At 45.1% G+C, this 15,196-nt stretch carries 12 protein-coding genes; all 12 read right to left on the bottom strand.

What is annotated here, in order from left to right; genetic code table 11:
- Window positions 1–1,006: 1,006 nt before the first annotated feature.
- On the bottom strand, window positions 1,007–1,768 hold the full coding sequence (locus EKM61_RS06005; RefSeq protein WP_068223110.1) for an acyl-[acyl-carrier-protein] thioesterase: 762 nt from the start codon (window positions 1,766–1,768) through the stop codon (window positions 1,007–1,009).
- A gap of 28 nt (window positions 1,769–1,796) precedes the next feature.
- A complete protein-coding gene (gene rsmI / locus EKM61_RS06010; RefSeq protein WP_068223108.1) occupies window positions 1,797–2,663 on the bottom strand; it encodes a 16S rRNA (cytidine(1402)-2'-O)-methyltransferase in 867 nt (288 codons plus the stop codon).
- Between the two features lie 346 nt (window positions 2,664–3,009).
- Window positions 3,010–3,384 (bottom strand): DNA replication initiation control protein YabA, encoded by a 375-nt coding sequence (locus EKM61_RS06015; RefSeq protein ID WP_068223105.1) that lies wholly within the window; start codon window positions 3,382–3,384, stop codon window positions 3,010–3,012.
- Between the two features lie 479 nt (window positions 3,385–3,863).
- Window positions 3,864–4,652 carry a PSP1 domain-containing protein gene (locus EKM61_RS06020; protein ID WP_068223103.1) on the bottom strand — a complete coding sequence of 263 codons (789 nt, stop codon included), beginning with the start codon at window positions 4,650–4,652 and terminating at the stop codon, window positions 3,864–3,866.
- Window positions 4,653–4,748: 96 nt separating this feature from the next.
- Entirely contained in the window at window positions 4,749–5,729 is a 981-nt protein-coding gene (holB, locus tag EKM61_RS06025) for a DNA polymerase III subunit delta' (RefSeq protein ID WP_068223101.1), read from the bottom strand.
- 1 nt (window position 5,730) lies between these two features.
- Window positions 5,731–6,063 (bottom strand): cyclic-di-AMP receptor, encoded by a 333-nt coding sequence (locus tag EKM61_RS06030; protein ID WP_068223100.1) that lies wholly within the window; start codon window positions 6,061–6,063, stop codon window positions 5,731–5,733.
- Between the two features lie 523 nt (window positions 6,064–6,586).
- Window positions 6,587–7,231, bottom strand: a complete 645-nt coding sequence (gene tmk, locus EKM61_RS06035; protein ID WP_068223097.1) for a dTMP kinase — start codon at window positions 7,229–7,231, stop codon at window positions 6,587–6,589.
- A 299-nt stretch (window positions 7,232–7,530) separates the two neighbouring features.
- Window positions 7,531–10,926, bottom strand: a complete 3,396-nt coding sequence (locus EKM61_RS06040) for an SNF2-related protein (protein WP_068223095.1) — start codon at window positions 10,924–10,926, stop codon at window positions 7,531–7,533.
- Window positions 10,927–11,554: 628 nt separating this feature from the next.
- The gene (locus EKM61_RS06045) at window positions 11,555–11,833 is read right to left on the bottom strand and encodes a YaaL family protein (protein ID WP_068223093.1); all 279 of its coding nucleotides are present in this window, start codon (window positions 11,831–11,833) and stop codon (window positions 11,555–11,557) included.
- A gap of 2 nt (window positions 11,834–11,835) precedes the next feature.
- The gene (gene recR / locus EKM61_RS06050; protein ID WP_068223089.1) at window positions 11,836–12,432 is read right to left on the bottom strand and encodes a recombination mediator RecR; all 597 of its coding nucleotides are present in this window, start codon (window positions 12,430–12,432) and stop codon (window positions 11,836–11,838) included.
- 154 nt (window positions 12,433–12,586) lie between these two features.
- Window positions 12,587–12,904 (bottom strand): YbaB/EbfC family nucleoid-associated protein, encoded by a 318-nt coding sequence (locus EKM61_RS06055; RefSeq protein ID WP_178378335.1) that lies wholly within the window; start codon window positions 12,902–12,904, stop codon window positions 12,587–12,589.
- A gap of 345 nt (window positions 12,905–13,249) precedes the next feature.
- Window positions 13,250–14,977, bottom strand: coding sequence for a DNA polymerase III subunit gamma/tau (dnaX, locus tag EKM61_RS06060; RefSeq protein ID WP_068223084.1), 1,728 nt, complete (start codon window positions 14,975–14,977; stop codon window positions 13,250–13,252).
- Between the last annotated feature and the right edge of the window lie 219 nt (window positions 14,978–15,196).

Genomic DNA, 15,196 nt, shown 5'->3' on the forward strand with positions numbered 1-15,196 from the left:
CCTTTGGTTTTCGCAACTATCACCATTTAGTTTCACGGATCAAACTACAACAAATGCGCACCAAACCAAATAAAAAAACAGCATTAGAAGTTGCCTAACTTCTAACACTGTAAAATTGGCTATCAACAGGATTTGACAGAGAGCCGATTTAAAATGATTTGAGCTTCTGAATTGTAATGCTGTTCTTCCTTCGGTAACTCCATCGATTTCCCACCCATTCTTCCTTTATAGTCCACGTAAATCAATCAACTTGCCCCTAATCAAGTTGGCTCAAGTCATTTTTTTAACGTTTATAAATCTAATTTGCAATCTATATGTAATACAATTCTTACTCAATAAAACAGTTTAATTACTTTTTACAGCTTAAATAGAACTTAACCAATTTAAGCTTTTCATAACATTTTTTAGTATAACTATAATATTACACTGACACAAGCTACTTTGAAAAATTGTCACATATATGTAATCAAGTAATTAGATTTAAAATATCAATATTCACTTCAAATTGTACTATACCAATAGGTTAACCGGTTACTTGGAAAATGAGAGAATTTTCCAACTTAGTTATACTTTGTGAAATTAGTTAAAGAAAGTTCTCCTTCGTTTAATTAGTAACCGTTCTTCAATTGAATCAATTTCAAAATAAAATGATTTGAACTTCTTTGTCTGCTTTTAAACAATACCTTTTCTAAGTAAGCAATCACTTAAAATGAAATTATTTCAATTACATTATAACTCACAATCCAACCGATGCAGCAGTGAGTTTTGTACAATTAAATCTCAAGTAATGTGGTTCGGCTGCATTAGTTTAAGTGGTTCGGCTTCAATAGCTGTAGCGGCCGCCATGACTAACCAAAACTCACCGTCACTAATTCAAATGACTGTAATGAAACAACTACTATAAAGTATAGTTCTCTTCCACACAGTTCCCAAACCAAAATGCTCCACCACTGCAGTTTGGCGAAAACTCACAAAAAAAGCCACCTCACCGGCAGCCCTTCCCACTTCATTTAGCTTCATGTTTCGTCCAACCCACTTCTGCCTCAGCGCAGCGTTTCCCGTTATTAATAATTTGGTGGCGACTAGTGACCAATCCAGCATCAGTGGTCGCCGCAAATTGATACCGACTTTCAGGTAGCTCACCATACTTAACTTCCCGCTCATAGCGAATGTTAACCGTAGCAATATCGTGCTCGTTACAAAAATCAAAGCCGAGGTGGTCAAACATCCAATCGAAGTAGTGGGCGTTGTTAACGTGTTGGTTGCCGTCAATATCGAAGTAACGCACGCGGTAATTTTGCGTGGCAACTTCTTTGCCGGCGTCGATCCGACTAATGCGGGGAAAGTGTTTGACGCCCTTAACACTTGCCGTTTCGTACTTGGTGACAATTTCCGGAATGACGGCAATCATTTTCCGCGTTTCGTAACTCATCAACACCCAAATACTGTGAATGGTGGCCAACCGATTGCCAGCAGCGTCCTGCGCCCAGTAATCACGGTAACAGAAGTATTTGTTAAAGCCTGTTGCTTCGGTGCCAAACGTGACCGTCTCGTCCACCCGCGGCATCCGCTTAATTTCAAGGCTGTACTGGGTAACCACCCAGCCGGCGCCGAATTCATGAATGTAGTCGTTGCCAATCCCTAAGGCATCATTCTGGTGCTCAGAGACCAAAATGGCCACGTTGATCAGCATTGCCAGCGTCATTTGATCCTTGGTGTCACCCTCGTAATAAGTCACCCGGTGATCTTCTGTGTATTTTATTCCCATCTGCCTACCCCTTTATTTGCGCATTTTTTTAAAATTCATGGTAACTGCGATAAACGTCCTGCTTTGGTACCCCCCGGCGCTTAGCAACGAGTTTGATGGCGTCTTTAGTGGTCATCCCCGCTTCCATCAAGGCCGCCACGTAAGCGTTGTTGTCCAGATCAGCGTAAGGATCAACTTCCGCCGTTGGATTAGTGTTGCCCGTCACCAAAATCACAAATTCGCCGCGAACTTCGTGGTCATTGAACCAGTCCTGAACCTCCTGAAAACTCCCGCGGAGAAATTCTTCAAACTTCTTCGTCAGTTCTCGGGCCAAAACAACTTGCCGATCCGCGCCGTAAGCCTTAGCCATCGCCTGCAAAGTTTTTTTCAGTCGGTGGGGTGCCTCATAAAAAATGGTCGTCTCTTCGCGATTGACTAATTTGGCCAATTCATCGCTTTGCGCCTTGTGTTGGCGGGATAAAAAGCCGTAAAAATAAAAAGGTTGTGGCGCTAACCCGGAAGCAATCAGTGCCGTTAACCCAGCGCTGGCCCCGGGAATCGGAATGACCGGAATATCAGCCTTGATGGCGGCCACGACTAATTCATGGCCAGGATCGCTGATGGACGGCATGCCGGCATCACTCACTTGGGCGATGCTTTCCCCATTTTGCAGTCGTTTAAGTAAAGTTGGAATCCGTTCTTGGGTGTTATGTTCATGAAAACTAATTTGTTTAGTTTCAATTTCAAAATGATTCAGTAATTTCTGGGTATTACGCGTATCCTCCGCAGCAATCAGATCAACTTCTTTTAGGATATTAATCGAACGAACGGTCATATCTTCCAAGTTGCCGATTGGCGTTGGGACAAGGTACAGACTGCCGCAATCATGGGCGGCAAAACTTTGTTGTGCGTTCATAATTTTCCTTTCTCAATTAAAAAAGCGAGGCTCTTCCTCGCTGAACTGGACCTGCCGTGACGAAATCGATTATGGAATGGAATGGATAGTGCTGTTCAGAAGAGGGTTCTTTTAGACGTGGCACAAACGGCAACTTACTACCTAGAGCTACAGAAGGCATTTTGGCCGTTGCGTGGCTAAAGTGCCTTAGGCTACATTTCCTGAACGCAAGGCTGGGCATTCTCTTCTAAAACGTGGCAGACAGAGCAGTTTACTCCATGTAGCTACAGAAATCGATTTGTCTGCTTCGCAGTCAAATTCGCTTTCTTAGGCTACATTCCACAAGTTAGGCGCCATTTTGGGCACTCTAGTGTCTTTCTCCATAAATCACGTCCAAGCAAAAAGCGCATGGTTCGTCGTCGATTCTTCTTGAGCCGTACATTAGGTAACAGACGTGAAAGCCTTCTTCGTAAAGCTTTTCCAGGTTGGCCCGGGACTTTGACAGTTGCTGGGTTTTATCATCTGCCCCATTGGCATCTGATCTCTTGGCCTGAGCCGCCTCGCTTTCTGGCGTTTGGAGTTCTTCTAAATGTTCGCGTAGGTGTTGATTCTCGATCTCCAACTCGGCGTTGCGTTCTAAGATTTGCGTCATGTCGGTTTTCATTTCGTCGATCTTGGCCAACATTTGCTGGGTATTTTGCTCTAAATTAACGAAACTATCGTACAATTCGCGTTTGTCCAAATTACTCACCTTTCTTAAAGCAGGGTTTGTTGGTGGGGTGCTGGGTTTGCTTTGAAAACTACATCAGACTTTGGCTTTAGCTCTTAAGCTGACACTTTAAAGTCAGTCGCCACTTTAGCTCTTCCTTCTGAATCGTGTGCTGAAAGCAAATTCTTCCATATAACTACAGAAAAGCCCCTTCGGCCGTTGCACCGGCCAGAACTTCTTCCTAGATTATACAGTTCGCAAGTCCAGACAGCCTTAGCCTTCTCTTCTGAATCGTGTGCTGAAAAGCAAATTCCTCCATGTAGCTACAGAAGTTCCTTCGGCCGTTGCACAGCCAAAACTTTCTCCTAGATTATACAGTCCACAAGTGCAGTCTTCTCTTCTGAATCGTGTGCTGAAAAGCAGCTTCCTGCGGTTAGCTACAAAAGTCGTCTCATCCGTTTCACGGATAAGCCGCCTTTTTAGGCTAATCCTCAGAAGCTACCCGCTTTTCATCACACTTTGATCTCGTCCAAATCATACTCCACTGGCACTTCATGGCCATCCAACCGGACGCGGATAACGTGGGTTAGTAAATTCATTCCCACCACTTTACCGCCACCATCAGCCGTTTCGATGCGGCTGCCGTAATCAGGCATGGCCGCCTTTTCTGCTTCATAAGTTTTATCTTCAAAACTCAGGCAGCACATCAACCGGCCACAGAGCCCGGAAATTTTAGTTGGGTTCAGTGACAGATTCTGGTTTTTCGCCATTTTGATCGAAACTGGCGCAAACTCACCGAGAAATTCCGAACAGCATAGTGGCCGGCCACAAGGACCAATGCCGCCTAGAATCTTGGCCTCATCCCGCACACCAACTTGGCGCAGTTCAATTCTGGTCTTGAAAATGGCCGCCAAACTACGAACGAGTTCCCGAAAATCAACTCGGCCGGCCGCCGTAAAGTCAAAAATTAATTTATGTTTGTTCAACGTGTAGTAGGCCAAATCCAATTTCATCGGTAAGTGCAACTTCATGACTTGTTCCCTGGCCGTCCGCAAAGCCTTTACCGCCGCAACTTTGTTTTGTGCGTAGTGGGCCAAATCCAGTTGGCTAGCGGTGCGTTCAATCACTTCATTGCTGAGCACAATTTCGCTAGGATCAAGCTCAAGCCTTTGAGCCGCCCGCGCAATTTCCTCACAGTGATCGACCGCCACGACAACCGCTTCGCCGACTTTAATTCGTAATTTATTTTCCAAATAAGCTAACTTCTCCGCTTTTCGAAAGCGGATTGCGATTACTTCCATCCCTGGACCCCCCAATTCAAAGTGCTTAGAAGAACAAATTTGCCACACTACTGCTAATCCCTGCTCAAACTACTTAAACAATGACAAAACTACCCACTATAATAATTTCAAAGTTAAATCCTCTAACGTATTCTGAAAACTGACATTGGCGTTTAAATAACGCTGAGCCTGTAAAACGGCCTCCATTTGTTGCAGTAACTTCGCCACCGTCGTATTTTCTGCCCAACTGGTCAACGTTTTTTCCGCTTGGGGAAAACTAAGGTCGCCGCGCTGGTCAAAATGAACCGCCAGAATATCTTGATACAGCAGTAAAATGACTGCCAAAGCCTGGCCCTGGGCAATTTTATCCTTCACCAAGGGCACAATCTGCGTCTGCACCGCGACGAACGCCTGGCCGTTATGCTGCTGGACGTGGGTTAGCCACTGCCACAGCCGCTCCTTCAACGGATTAAACCAATCACTGGCCGCCAATTCGCTGGCCACGGTGACACTATTAGTCATGTGCGCCAATAAGGCCGCATCGTTGGCCGAAATTTCTTGTGCTTGCAGCCGTTTTAACAATTCAGGCCGCGGCAAATCTTGAAAATCAATAATCTGTAACCGCGATAACACCGTGGGCAACAGTTGATTTTTGGCAGAAGTCGTTAAAATCAAGTAAGTTTGCGGCGCTGGCTCCTCTAAAAATTTCAATAACCCATTAGCGGCGCCAGTGGTCATCTTATCGGCGTCTTGAATAATGAAAACGCGCTGATTGGTTTCCATGCCGCGCTTACTCAATTCACTTTTCAAAAAACGAATCTCATCAACTTTGATCGTTTGCCCTTCTGGTGCGACAACAACGACATCCGGGTGATTACCGGACAAAATTCGCTGACATTCACTGCAGGTCCCGTCAGGATTTCCGGCGGCGTCCACGTGCTGGCAAAAAAGCCGCAGCGCAATCCATTGAGCCAGTTCCATTTTGCCAGTCCCAGTGTCACCGGCAAATAAGTAGCCCTGACTCAGCTGGCCCTGGCCAATAATCCGCCGAAATAGCTCAACTAAGCGTCCCTGCAAGGTTTCAATTGTAAATGTCATCTTAAAATTGGTGGAACTGTTCGACTGGCATGACGAAAACCGTCGCACCGCCAACCTGAACCTCAACCGGGAAGGCTGTTTCGCCGCCATCAAGCGAACTATCCAAATTAATCGGCGGCGTCATGAACTGTTCCCGACTGTGAGAAGTCTCGCGAATAATCCGCAAAGCATCCTTCACCCGTTCATCCTCAAGTCCAATAATGAAAGTCGTGTTCCCAGAACGCAGGAAACCACCACTACTAGCCAATTTAGTCGCCCGAATATTGGCATTAACAAATTCAGAGCTCAGGCGATTACTATCTTTATCTTGCACAATGGCAAAAATCATCTTCATGGTTAATCACGCTCCTATGAGAGAGTGGCCAAATCGGCGCTTAACTTACTCCATATAACCTAAGAAGGCACTTTTGACCGTGTAACGGGCAAAATGACTTCTGTAGTTATATGGAGTAAGTTGCCGATTTTGCCACGTTTTAGAATAGAGTGGTAAAAAGAGCGCTAGTTTACGGAGTGTAGCCTAAGAAGGCACTTTTGACCGTGCAACGGGCAAAATGACTTCTGTAGCTACACGGAGTAAACTGCTCTGTTTACCACGTTTTAGAATAGAGAGTGGTAAGACCGGCGCTTAACTTGTGGAGTGTAGCCTAAGAAGGCACTTTTGACCGTGTAACGGGCAAAATGACTTCTGTAGCTACATGGAACAAGTTGCCGGTGTTACCACGTTTTAGAATAGAGTAGCCAAACCAACGCTTAACTTACGGAATGTAGCCTAAGAAAGCGAATTTGACTGCGAAGCAGACAAATCGATTTCTGTAGCTACATGGAGTAAGTTGCCGATTTTGCCACGTTTCAACTTCCTATCCCCGAAACATTTCCGGAAAACTAGCAGTCACCAACGTCTGACAAGCCGCAATCACTTGCTCAATTGCTTGTGTCGCGTCGATCACTTTAATTCGCTGGGGATTATCTTTAGCTAACTGCAAGTATTCACCGCGAACCTTCTGGTGAAAACTGAGTGCTTCCTGATCTAAACGGTCATTTTGATCCGGCCGGTGAGCCGAAATCCGCGCTAACCCAACCTCAGATGGGACATCCAAGTATAAGGTTAAATCAGGTTGTAGCGCCTCAGTGGCAAACAAGTTCATCTGTGCCACCTCCGCAACCCCAATCTCGCGACCGGCACCTTGGTAAGCCAACGAACTATCCACGAAACGATCGCACAAAACTAATTTATTCGCCGCTAAAGCTGGCCGAATTTTTTCGATAATGTGTTGCCGCCGCGCTGCTGTATAAAGCAATGCTTCAGTTCGTGGATCCATTGCGGTGTTTTTGGGGTCCAGAATAATCTGCCGAATGGCTTCGGAAATTGGGTTGCCCCCTGGCTCACGAGTTTCAATCAATGGCACCTGGGCCAACGCTTTCAGGCGTGGGACTAACGCCGTTAAGACGCTCGTTTTCCCTGCGCCGTCTGGACCTTCAAATGTAATAAATCTGCCTATCACACTACTTCCCCCAGCTTCATTTAAGTCTCAAACCTAACTAAGGCCAGATTCAAGCTAAATCTAGCTTTATTTTACTTTAAGAAACCCCTGCTGTCCATTTTGATTGAAAACTTTTTCAGCGTTTAAAGGCCGTCTTAACGGACACTGACCTGCTTTTGAAATTTATTTAGAAATAGCTACCTTATTTACACTAACTAACCTGCGAGGATATTAACCGCGGAATTCGTTACTCAGATAGAATAGCCTGAACTAAACCGCACAAAAATAGTGCTGCTCACCCGCGACCAGCACTACTTTGCTTATTCGATCCCCAAAATTAACCGGACTTCTTCTTCGGTCAATGAGCCTTTGTTCTCCGTGCCGCTCAACACTTGATCGACAAAATTGCGCTTTTTTTCTTGTAGTTTATAGATCTGTTCCTCAATCGTGCCTTTCGTGATTAGACGGTAAACTTCCACCTTTTTGGTTTGACCAATGCGGTGGGCCCGCGCCGTTGCTTGGTCTTCCACCGCCGGATTCCACCAAAGATCAACTAGGATCACCGTATCGGCGCCCGTCAAATTTAACCCAGTCCCACCAGCTTTCAGTGAAATTAGAAAGACGGTCTTTTCGCCGGCGTTAAAGGCATCAACCATGGCCAGTCGTTCCTTAGGCTTGGTCCGCCCTTGTAGCATAAAGGTCGCAATATTCTGTTTGGCCAGTTCCGCTTCAATCATATTCAGCATACTGGTAAACTGGGAAAAAATTAGAACCCGGTGTTGATTATCCACTGCCTGGTGTAAGATTTCGTTAAGCTGATCCAACTTGCCAGAACTCGCTTGGTAGTCATCAACGTACAACGCTGGCGTGTCGCAGATTTGGCGTAAGCGCGTCAATCCCGCTAAAATGGCAATTTTATTTTTTACGAAATTTTCGCTGGACATGCCCTTGATCGTAATCTGCATCTGTTTCAGCTGCGCCAAATAAACAGTCTTTTGTTCCGTGGTCATTTCATTGTACAAATTAGATTCAACCTTGGCCGGTAAATCTTTTAGCACTGCCACCTTCTCACGGCGCAAAATAAACGGTTTAACCCGCACCGCAATTTCATCCGGCGTCAGCTTGTTAAAGGCCTTCTTGCTCGGTAACAGACCAGGCATAACCAAGGCAAAAATCGCCCAGAGTTCTTCGGCGCGATTTTCGATTGGCGTTCCCGATAAGGCAAAGGTATTTTTCGGCGTCAATTTACGCAAATTCTGATTGGTTTTAGAGCTACCATTTTTCACGTATTGGGCTTCATCCAACACTAAATAATTAAGCTCCCGCTGCTGGTAGTCTTCAATGTCTAAGCGAGCACTGTTATAACTGGTGATCAATACTGCCGCCGAGCTGGTTGCGATCAATTGGTGACGGTGTGCCTTGGTGCCATCAACCACTTCGACCTCAATCTTCGGCGCAAACTTAGCGAATTCTTCTTGCCAGTTATAGATCAATGACGCGGGCGAAACGACTAGATTAGTTTGATCAGGCACTAAATGATTATTCAAAAACGTGATCATCTGCAGTGTTTTACCCAGCCCCATTTCATCGGCCAAGATACCACCAAAATGGTATGAATCCAACATTTCTAGCCACTTAACGCCTAGCTTTTGGTAGGGCCGTAATTTGGCATTAACTGGTTGGCTGGCGGCGACCGCAAACTGTTCCGGATGGGCCAGATCAGTGGTCAAACGTTTAAACTTCTGATCAAAGTTTGCTGTATCCCCCAGTGCAGCTTGAATGGCCAAGGCTTGTGAGGCGTGGACTTTCATTTGTCCATGTTTAAACTTGCCTTGCGCACGCACCTTAACCAAGGCCGCCGCCACCTTTTTCAGCTCATCGTCAACAAGGACGATTGACCCATCAGGCCGCGCAATAAACGGCTGTGCAACGTCTAATTGTTCTAAAACTTGATCGACCTCATTTTCATTGATCCCACCAAAGGAGAAGCTAACCGCTAAGAACCCATCTGCCTGGCTAACATCGATTTTTGGCGTTAATTCAGCCGAATCCTGTAATAAAGCTTCTAATTCTGGCGTCAGTGTGACCACCCCGTTGGTACGCAAGTTAGGCAACTCGTCCACAAAGAAACGGTACAATTCTTCGGCCGCGACGAAACTTTTAGTCCAGCTGCGCCCATGTTGGTGGAATTCCAGGCTGCGTAAATAAGTTGCTGCCTGTGCTTCCATTTCTGAATTGCGCACAATCGTCTTATTTTTAGCAATATCATTGCTGTCAGTGATCTCACCGTCGTATTCGAAGGCCAACTTTAATACCAAGGTTTGCTTATCACGACTTAAGTCAAAATGCGGAATCATTTTCTTAACTACCAGCTGGGGCGGAAATTTGATCATACCAACTTGCTGAAACAAAGTTACAAAATCACTAAGTTGACTCTCACTGTCCAGCGGAAAATGCAGCGCGTGACGCTGAGAATGGTATTCAACGACTTCATTATAATTATCGTTGATCTGCGCAATAATTCTAAATTGTTCACTAGTTGCTTGATAAAGCGTGTTTCGGCGGATGAGGACTAAATTAGAATTGACAAACGATTGAAAATCAGCCTTAATTGTCAAATTATAGCCAGTAGCATTGGCCACTAGCTCACCACTCAGTAGGCCAGCCTCCGCCGTGAAGGCTTCAAGCTTGATAGTTTCATAGCGTTTAGTCTGCTCATCTGATTTAAAATAAAACGTGGGTAACGCAGTCAATAAAGCGACTGTATGCGCAAAATTATAGGTTGGCAGCACCATGTATCTACTGGCACTCGCCCCGTAAATATCAATTTTGGCCTCGTTTTCAAGCTGCTTTAAAAAGTCAAGTAACGCTTGCTCGGTGGGCGCAAAAGCAGTGGCGCTAAGCTGAAACTCCCGCTTACCATTAGTTTGATACACAGCATGATTACGGTATGCCGCCAAAAAACGATCAATATTACTGACCACATAAAATTTCGAATCCGCCCCGGCAACCCGTAATTTAATGAAGAAACGATCTACTTCCTGATAGCTCCAGTCGGCAGCAGTTTGACCGACAACCAGGGTCACTTCTAAGTGTAGTGCTGTATCAGTGCTCGCCTGCAGTGGTTGAAAATAATGCTTCTCTGGTAATTGAATCTGCTCTAAAAAATATTCGCCACTGGCCTGGGGTTCCAGAGCTTTTCGGTATTGTTCAAATTCAGGTGGTAGCGCCGATTTTGGGAGTGCTTGTTTAAGGACTGGCTTGGCAAAAAAGCTAGCCCGTCCATCCAAATCAGCGCGCAACTGATTGTATTGCTGTTTATTGGCGTAAACTTCCCGTGCGGCTTCCGGATGATCCAACAATTGTTGTTCAAACTTCGCCGAGATTAACAAGTAATGAGCGCCCATCTTTTTAGGAAAATTCAAATCATCAGTCTGGTCATTAAATAGCTGCTCAATTGGTCGCCCCTGTGACTTCAACAACTTGACCACGGCCGCAATATGCTTACAGTAACCGTGACCAGGAAAGTAGGGGCATTCACAAAAATCGCTACCGGCATCGTTTTGGTTGACGGTAACGCCATATGCCTCAGTTCCGAAGACTGTTGCTTCCACCTCTTGCCGATCATTATCAATATATTGGATCACAACATCACCATTATTGGCAATTTTTGTGCCACGATTCCAGATTTTGATTGGTATTATTCTTTTTTCCATTGCTTGCTCCATCTTCTATGCCTAATTCATGTCGTTATACTGTTACCTATTCTACAATAATGCTGCTGAAAAAAGAAAAGATTCAGTCAGATTAGTGACTGAATCTAAAATTAATTCGTATTTTGCACACCACTAAACGTTCATTCGCTGGTTAAGGTAAATAATCATCCTGCTACACAACGACTAGATTTAAACTAAATTTTACGTCGCTAGAATTAATTGGGCGAATTTGCCCCTTCTCTGCAGCAAACGCGAAAAAAAGAGCAGATTCCTGCGGTTGCCATGTTTCAACTTGGCGTTTTTCGGCATGCTAGTTCTTGCGGCATGAACTTTGCCACAAGAATAGACAACATTCGTAGCATCATGAGTTATTTGCGTTTCTTGCAAATAACTAACCTTAATTGCGAAGTAGTAGTTGAATGGTCAACGTATGAAGCATCAAGATTATTAGCGTATTAGGCTGCGATTCGGACTTCGGTTCACCCTAGTCCGATCGATATCGTCAGCAAAGCTAGTAATAATCCTCAATTGCGGAATAGTAGCTACAGCAGTCACTTCGGCCGTTTCACGGCCAAAGCGCCTACTTAGGCTAATCCTCAGAATCTACCGCTCTTTTTTTTGCTCTTTTTTATTCCAAAAACTTTTTCTCTGTTCCTGGCATTAACTGATCGCTTTTTGTCCCGCGCAATCTTGCCTCGTGGTACAAGTAGAGGTACTTGGCCCTGGCCAATTGTCGCTGGTAGTATAGCTCATCATCAATTGCAGCATTAATAACTCGATCTGAGTTATCTTTTACCTTATTCCAATTTTTCATTGCCATCGCGATTTGGGCCAAAAGCTTTTCATCATATTCTTTGATCAGCTTTGAAGACCGACCCTTGTGGCGCCCAAGAAAACTGCTGGCCATATTTACATCTCCTGCCGTCCTTCAACTGCCTTAAGTAACGTCATCTCGTCGGCGTATTCAATGTCACTGCCCACTGATAAACCATGGGCCAACCGCGTGACCTTGATGCCCGCCGGTTTAATCAGCCGTGACATGTACGTTGCTGTTGCTTCGCCCTCTGGAGTAGCGTTGGTGGCGATGATCACTTCTTTGGCCTGATCATTTTGAAGCCGCTTCAGCAATCCGGCAATGTTGATATCTTCCGGGCCCTTGCCGTCAATCGGTGATAGAACGCCGTGCAACACGTGGTACAAGCCATGATATTCGCGCATGCCTTCCATCGTCATGATGTCCTTGGGCTCTTCCACCACCAAAATAACGCTTTGATCACGGGATTTATCCTGGCAAATCGCACAAGGATCCTCCTCGGTGATGTTACCGCAAATACTGCAATAATGCAGATCACGTTGGGCAGAAATCAGCGCCTTGGCAAAATCAGTCACATCATCTTTATGCATATCAATTGTGTAAAAAGCTAGCCGCGTCGCCGTTTTATTACCGATACCAGGCAACTTCATGTAGCTTTCAATCAATTTTGCAATCGGTTCTGGATATTGCATGCCCTCGTCCTCTCTTCTGCTAAATAGGTAACACATCCAAAAAAGCGTTCAGATTCTGAAAATTAATTACAACAGTCGTCTCAGCCGTTGCCCAGTAAAAGTAACCCGTTAACCTAATTCTCAAAATATGATCACGCTTCTTCACGCACAATAACTACATTCCAGGAATATTCATACCTTTGCTATATTTACCCATGGTAGCTTGCGTCTTAGTATCAATCTCGTTCATTGCATTGTTAACGGCCATAATGATCAAATCCTGCAACATATCAGGATCGTCAGGATCAATGGCCTCAGGCTTAATCGAAATATCAGTCATTTGCTTATCACCAGTAAAAGTAACGACAACCGCGTCATCACTGGCCTTACCTGTAAAAGCAGTGCCGTTTAAATCATTCTGTGCCTGTTCCATTTCCTTCTGCATTTTCTGCATCTTTTTCATCATACCTTGCATATTACCCATTCCACGCATCATTTTATCAATCAATCCTTTCAAGTTTATCAAGAGTGTCGCAAAAGTCGCTCAGGTTCCACGCATTAGCCTAGATTATCGAAAAATTTATGAAATAAATTATTTGGTAATCTAGGCTAAGCACAGGAACCTGCCTTTTTAGGCACGTTTGGGCTAAGTAAATAGTGTAAGAAACCTAGGCCGCGTTTGCGAACTGTCTTTACTAGTATTCACCTGACTATTTTAGTGGAAACGTGTTTGAAAAAGCAGATTCCTGCGGTTAGCTACAACAGCCAAATCATCTGTTTCACAGATAATTCGTCTGTTTAGGCTAATCCTCAGAATCTAACCGCTTTTTCAAACACTCTAATCATCCTTAACTTCAATATTAGCAGAACCAAACAATTCTGTCGCCTTTTCAACAACTGGGGTCACTTGTGGCTTTTCGTCCGCCTTGGGTTGTTTACCGCGATGGTGCTCTTCAATGTAGGCTTGGCGGACTTTCGGCCAATCATCTTGAGGGACAAAAATAATTTTAGGTGTATAGCCTACCAGCCGATCCAGGCCGTTTTCTAAGCCATCAACCATTTCTGGGTTATTGCTGGCTCGTTCCAATAAAAAGTCGTTATCAAAGGACACAACGACGCCGTCATGACTGGCCGCCACTGGCTCTGAAGCGTGCATTAAGGCACGGTACTGCACGGACAGTGTTTGTAATAGATCTTGCCAAACGCCCTTTAACTGCTGTAAATTTTCCTTTGTTGCGTGGTCGAGTACTGGGTAAACGGCCGCTGGATTGGCGTGCCGCGCCGGAGTAGTCGTCCGTTTCACCGGCCGCGGTGTCGCTGCAACTGGTGCAGCCTGACCTTCACTTGACTGCAACTGATCGACCGCCTGAGTTAATTGCTTAACTTGCGCCTGTAACGCCGCCACCGTTGCCTCTGGTGCAGCCTGTGAAGTCGCCTTTGATTGCACCTCTGGCTGATCCACTTGGGCTGTGACCGCCGCCACCTTAAGCTGGGTCAATTTCACGGTAACCACTTCCAGGTAGATATCTGGGTGGTTAGTAAAGCGCAATTGCTGCTGCATATCATTTAAAATATCAATTACTTCATATAAGGTAGTCGCCGCCAAGCTCTGACTTAACGCCTTAAAATGATCATCCACGCTGCCCATTTCAATTTCAGTCACCATTTCCGGCGCTTTTTGGTAAAGGAGCAAGTCGCGACTATATTCGATTAAATCTTCAATAAAGCGGCTGGCATCTTTGCCCGCAGCCAACAACTGCTGCAAAATTTCCAGTGCCTTAGCCGTTGCCTGATCCTGAATTGTTTGCATGTAATCAGCCAACAGCGCCCGTGTTGTACTGCCAGTCACCTGCAACGCATTGTCCAACGTCACGTGATTATCACTAAAGGACAAAACCTGATCCAAAATACTCAGCGCATCCCGCATGCCACCTTCTGCAGCCTTCGCGATGGCCTTCAAAGCTTCCGGCTCAAAAGTGACTTCTTTTTCCTGCAAAATGTACACCATCCGCTGATAAATATCCTGGCTATTAATCCGCCGAAAATCAAAACGCTGAGTCCGGGAAATAATCGTCAACGGTACCTTATGCGGCTCAGTTGTCGCCAAAATGAACAAAACGTGTTCCGGCGGCTCCTCCAATGTTTTCAGTAAAGCATTAAAAGCGCCCGTGGACAACATGTGGACTTCATCAATAATATAAACTTTATATTTGGCCGCAGTCGGCGCATATTTCGCCTTGTCCCGAATATCGCGAATTTCGTCAACACCATTATTCGACGCCGCATCAATTTCAATGACGTCGTTTAGCGTACCGGCCGTAATCGCCTTACAAGTTTCACATTCATTGCAAGGCTCGCCATTCTTCAAATTAGGACAATTAATGGCCTTAGCCAAAATCTTTGCCGCCGACGTTTTACCAGTCCCCCGCGGACCAGTAAATAAATAAGCGTGACTAGTCTGCTGAGCAATTAACGCATTGCGCAACGTTTTCGTAATCGTCTCCTGCCCGACAATATCCGCAAATTTCTGCGGCCGCCAAGTACGGTATAAAGCTTGATAGGCCAAATTAACGTCCTCCTTTCATGATTCTTTCAGACACCAATTAATCATTTTGTTAGTTTATTTCAGTGATCAAATAATAGTAGTTCAAACAACATTCTAAAAATTTTAGGTGGCAGGCAAGCCGGATTGCGTTTGAAAAATAATTTTACTAGCTTTTTCCTAGCCATTCAAGTGTACTGCGTTTGAAAAAGCAATCATCGAACCAGTCTTTAGTATAGCTTA

The organism is Loigolactobacillus backii (assembly GCF_003946275.1).
Taxonomy (GTDB): domain Bacteria; phylum Bacillota; class Bacilli; order Lactobacillales; family Lactobacillaceae; genus Loigolactobacillus; species Loigolactobacillus backii.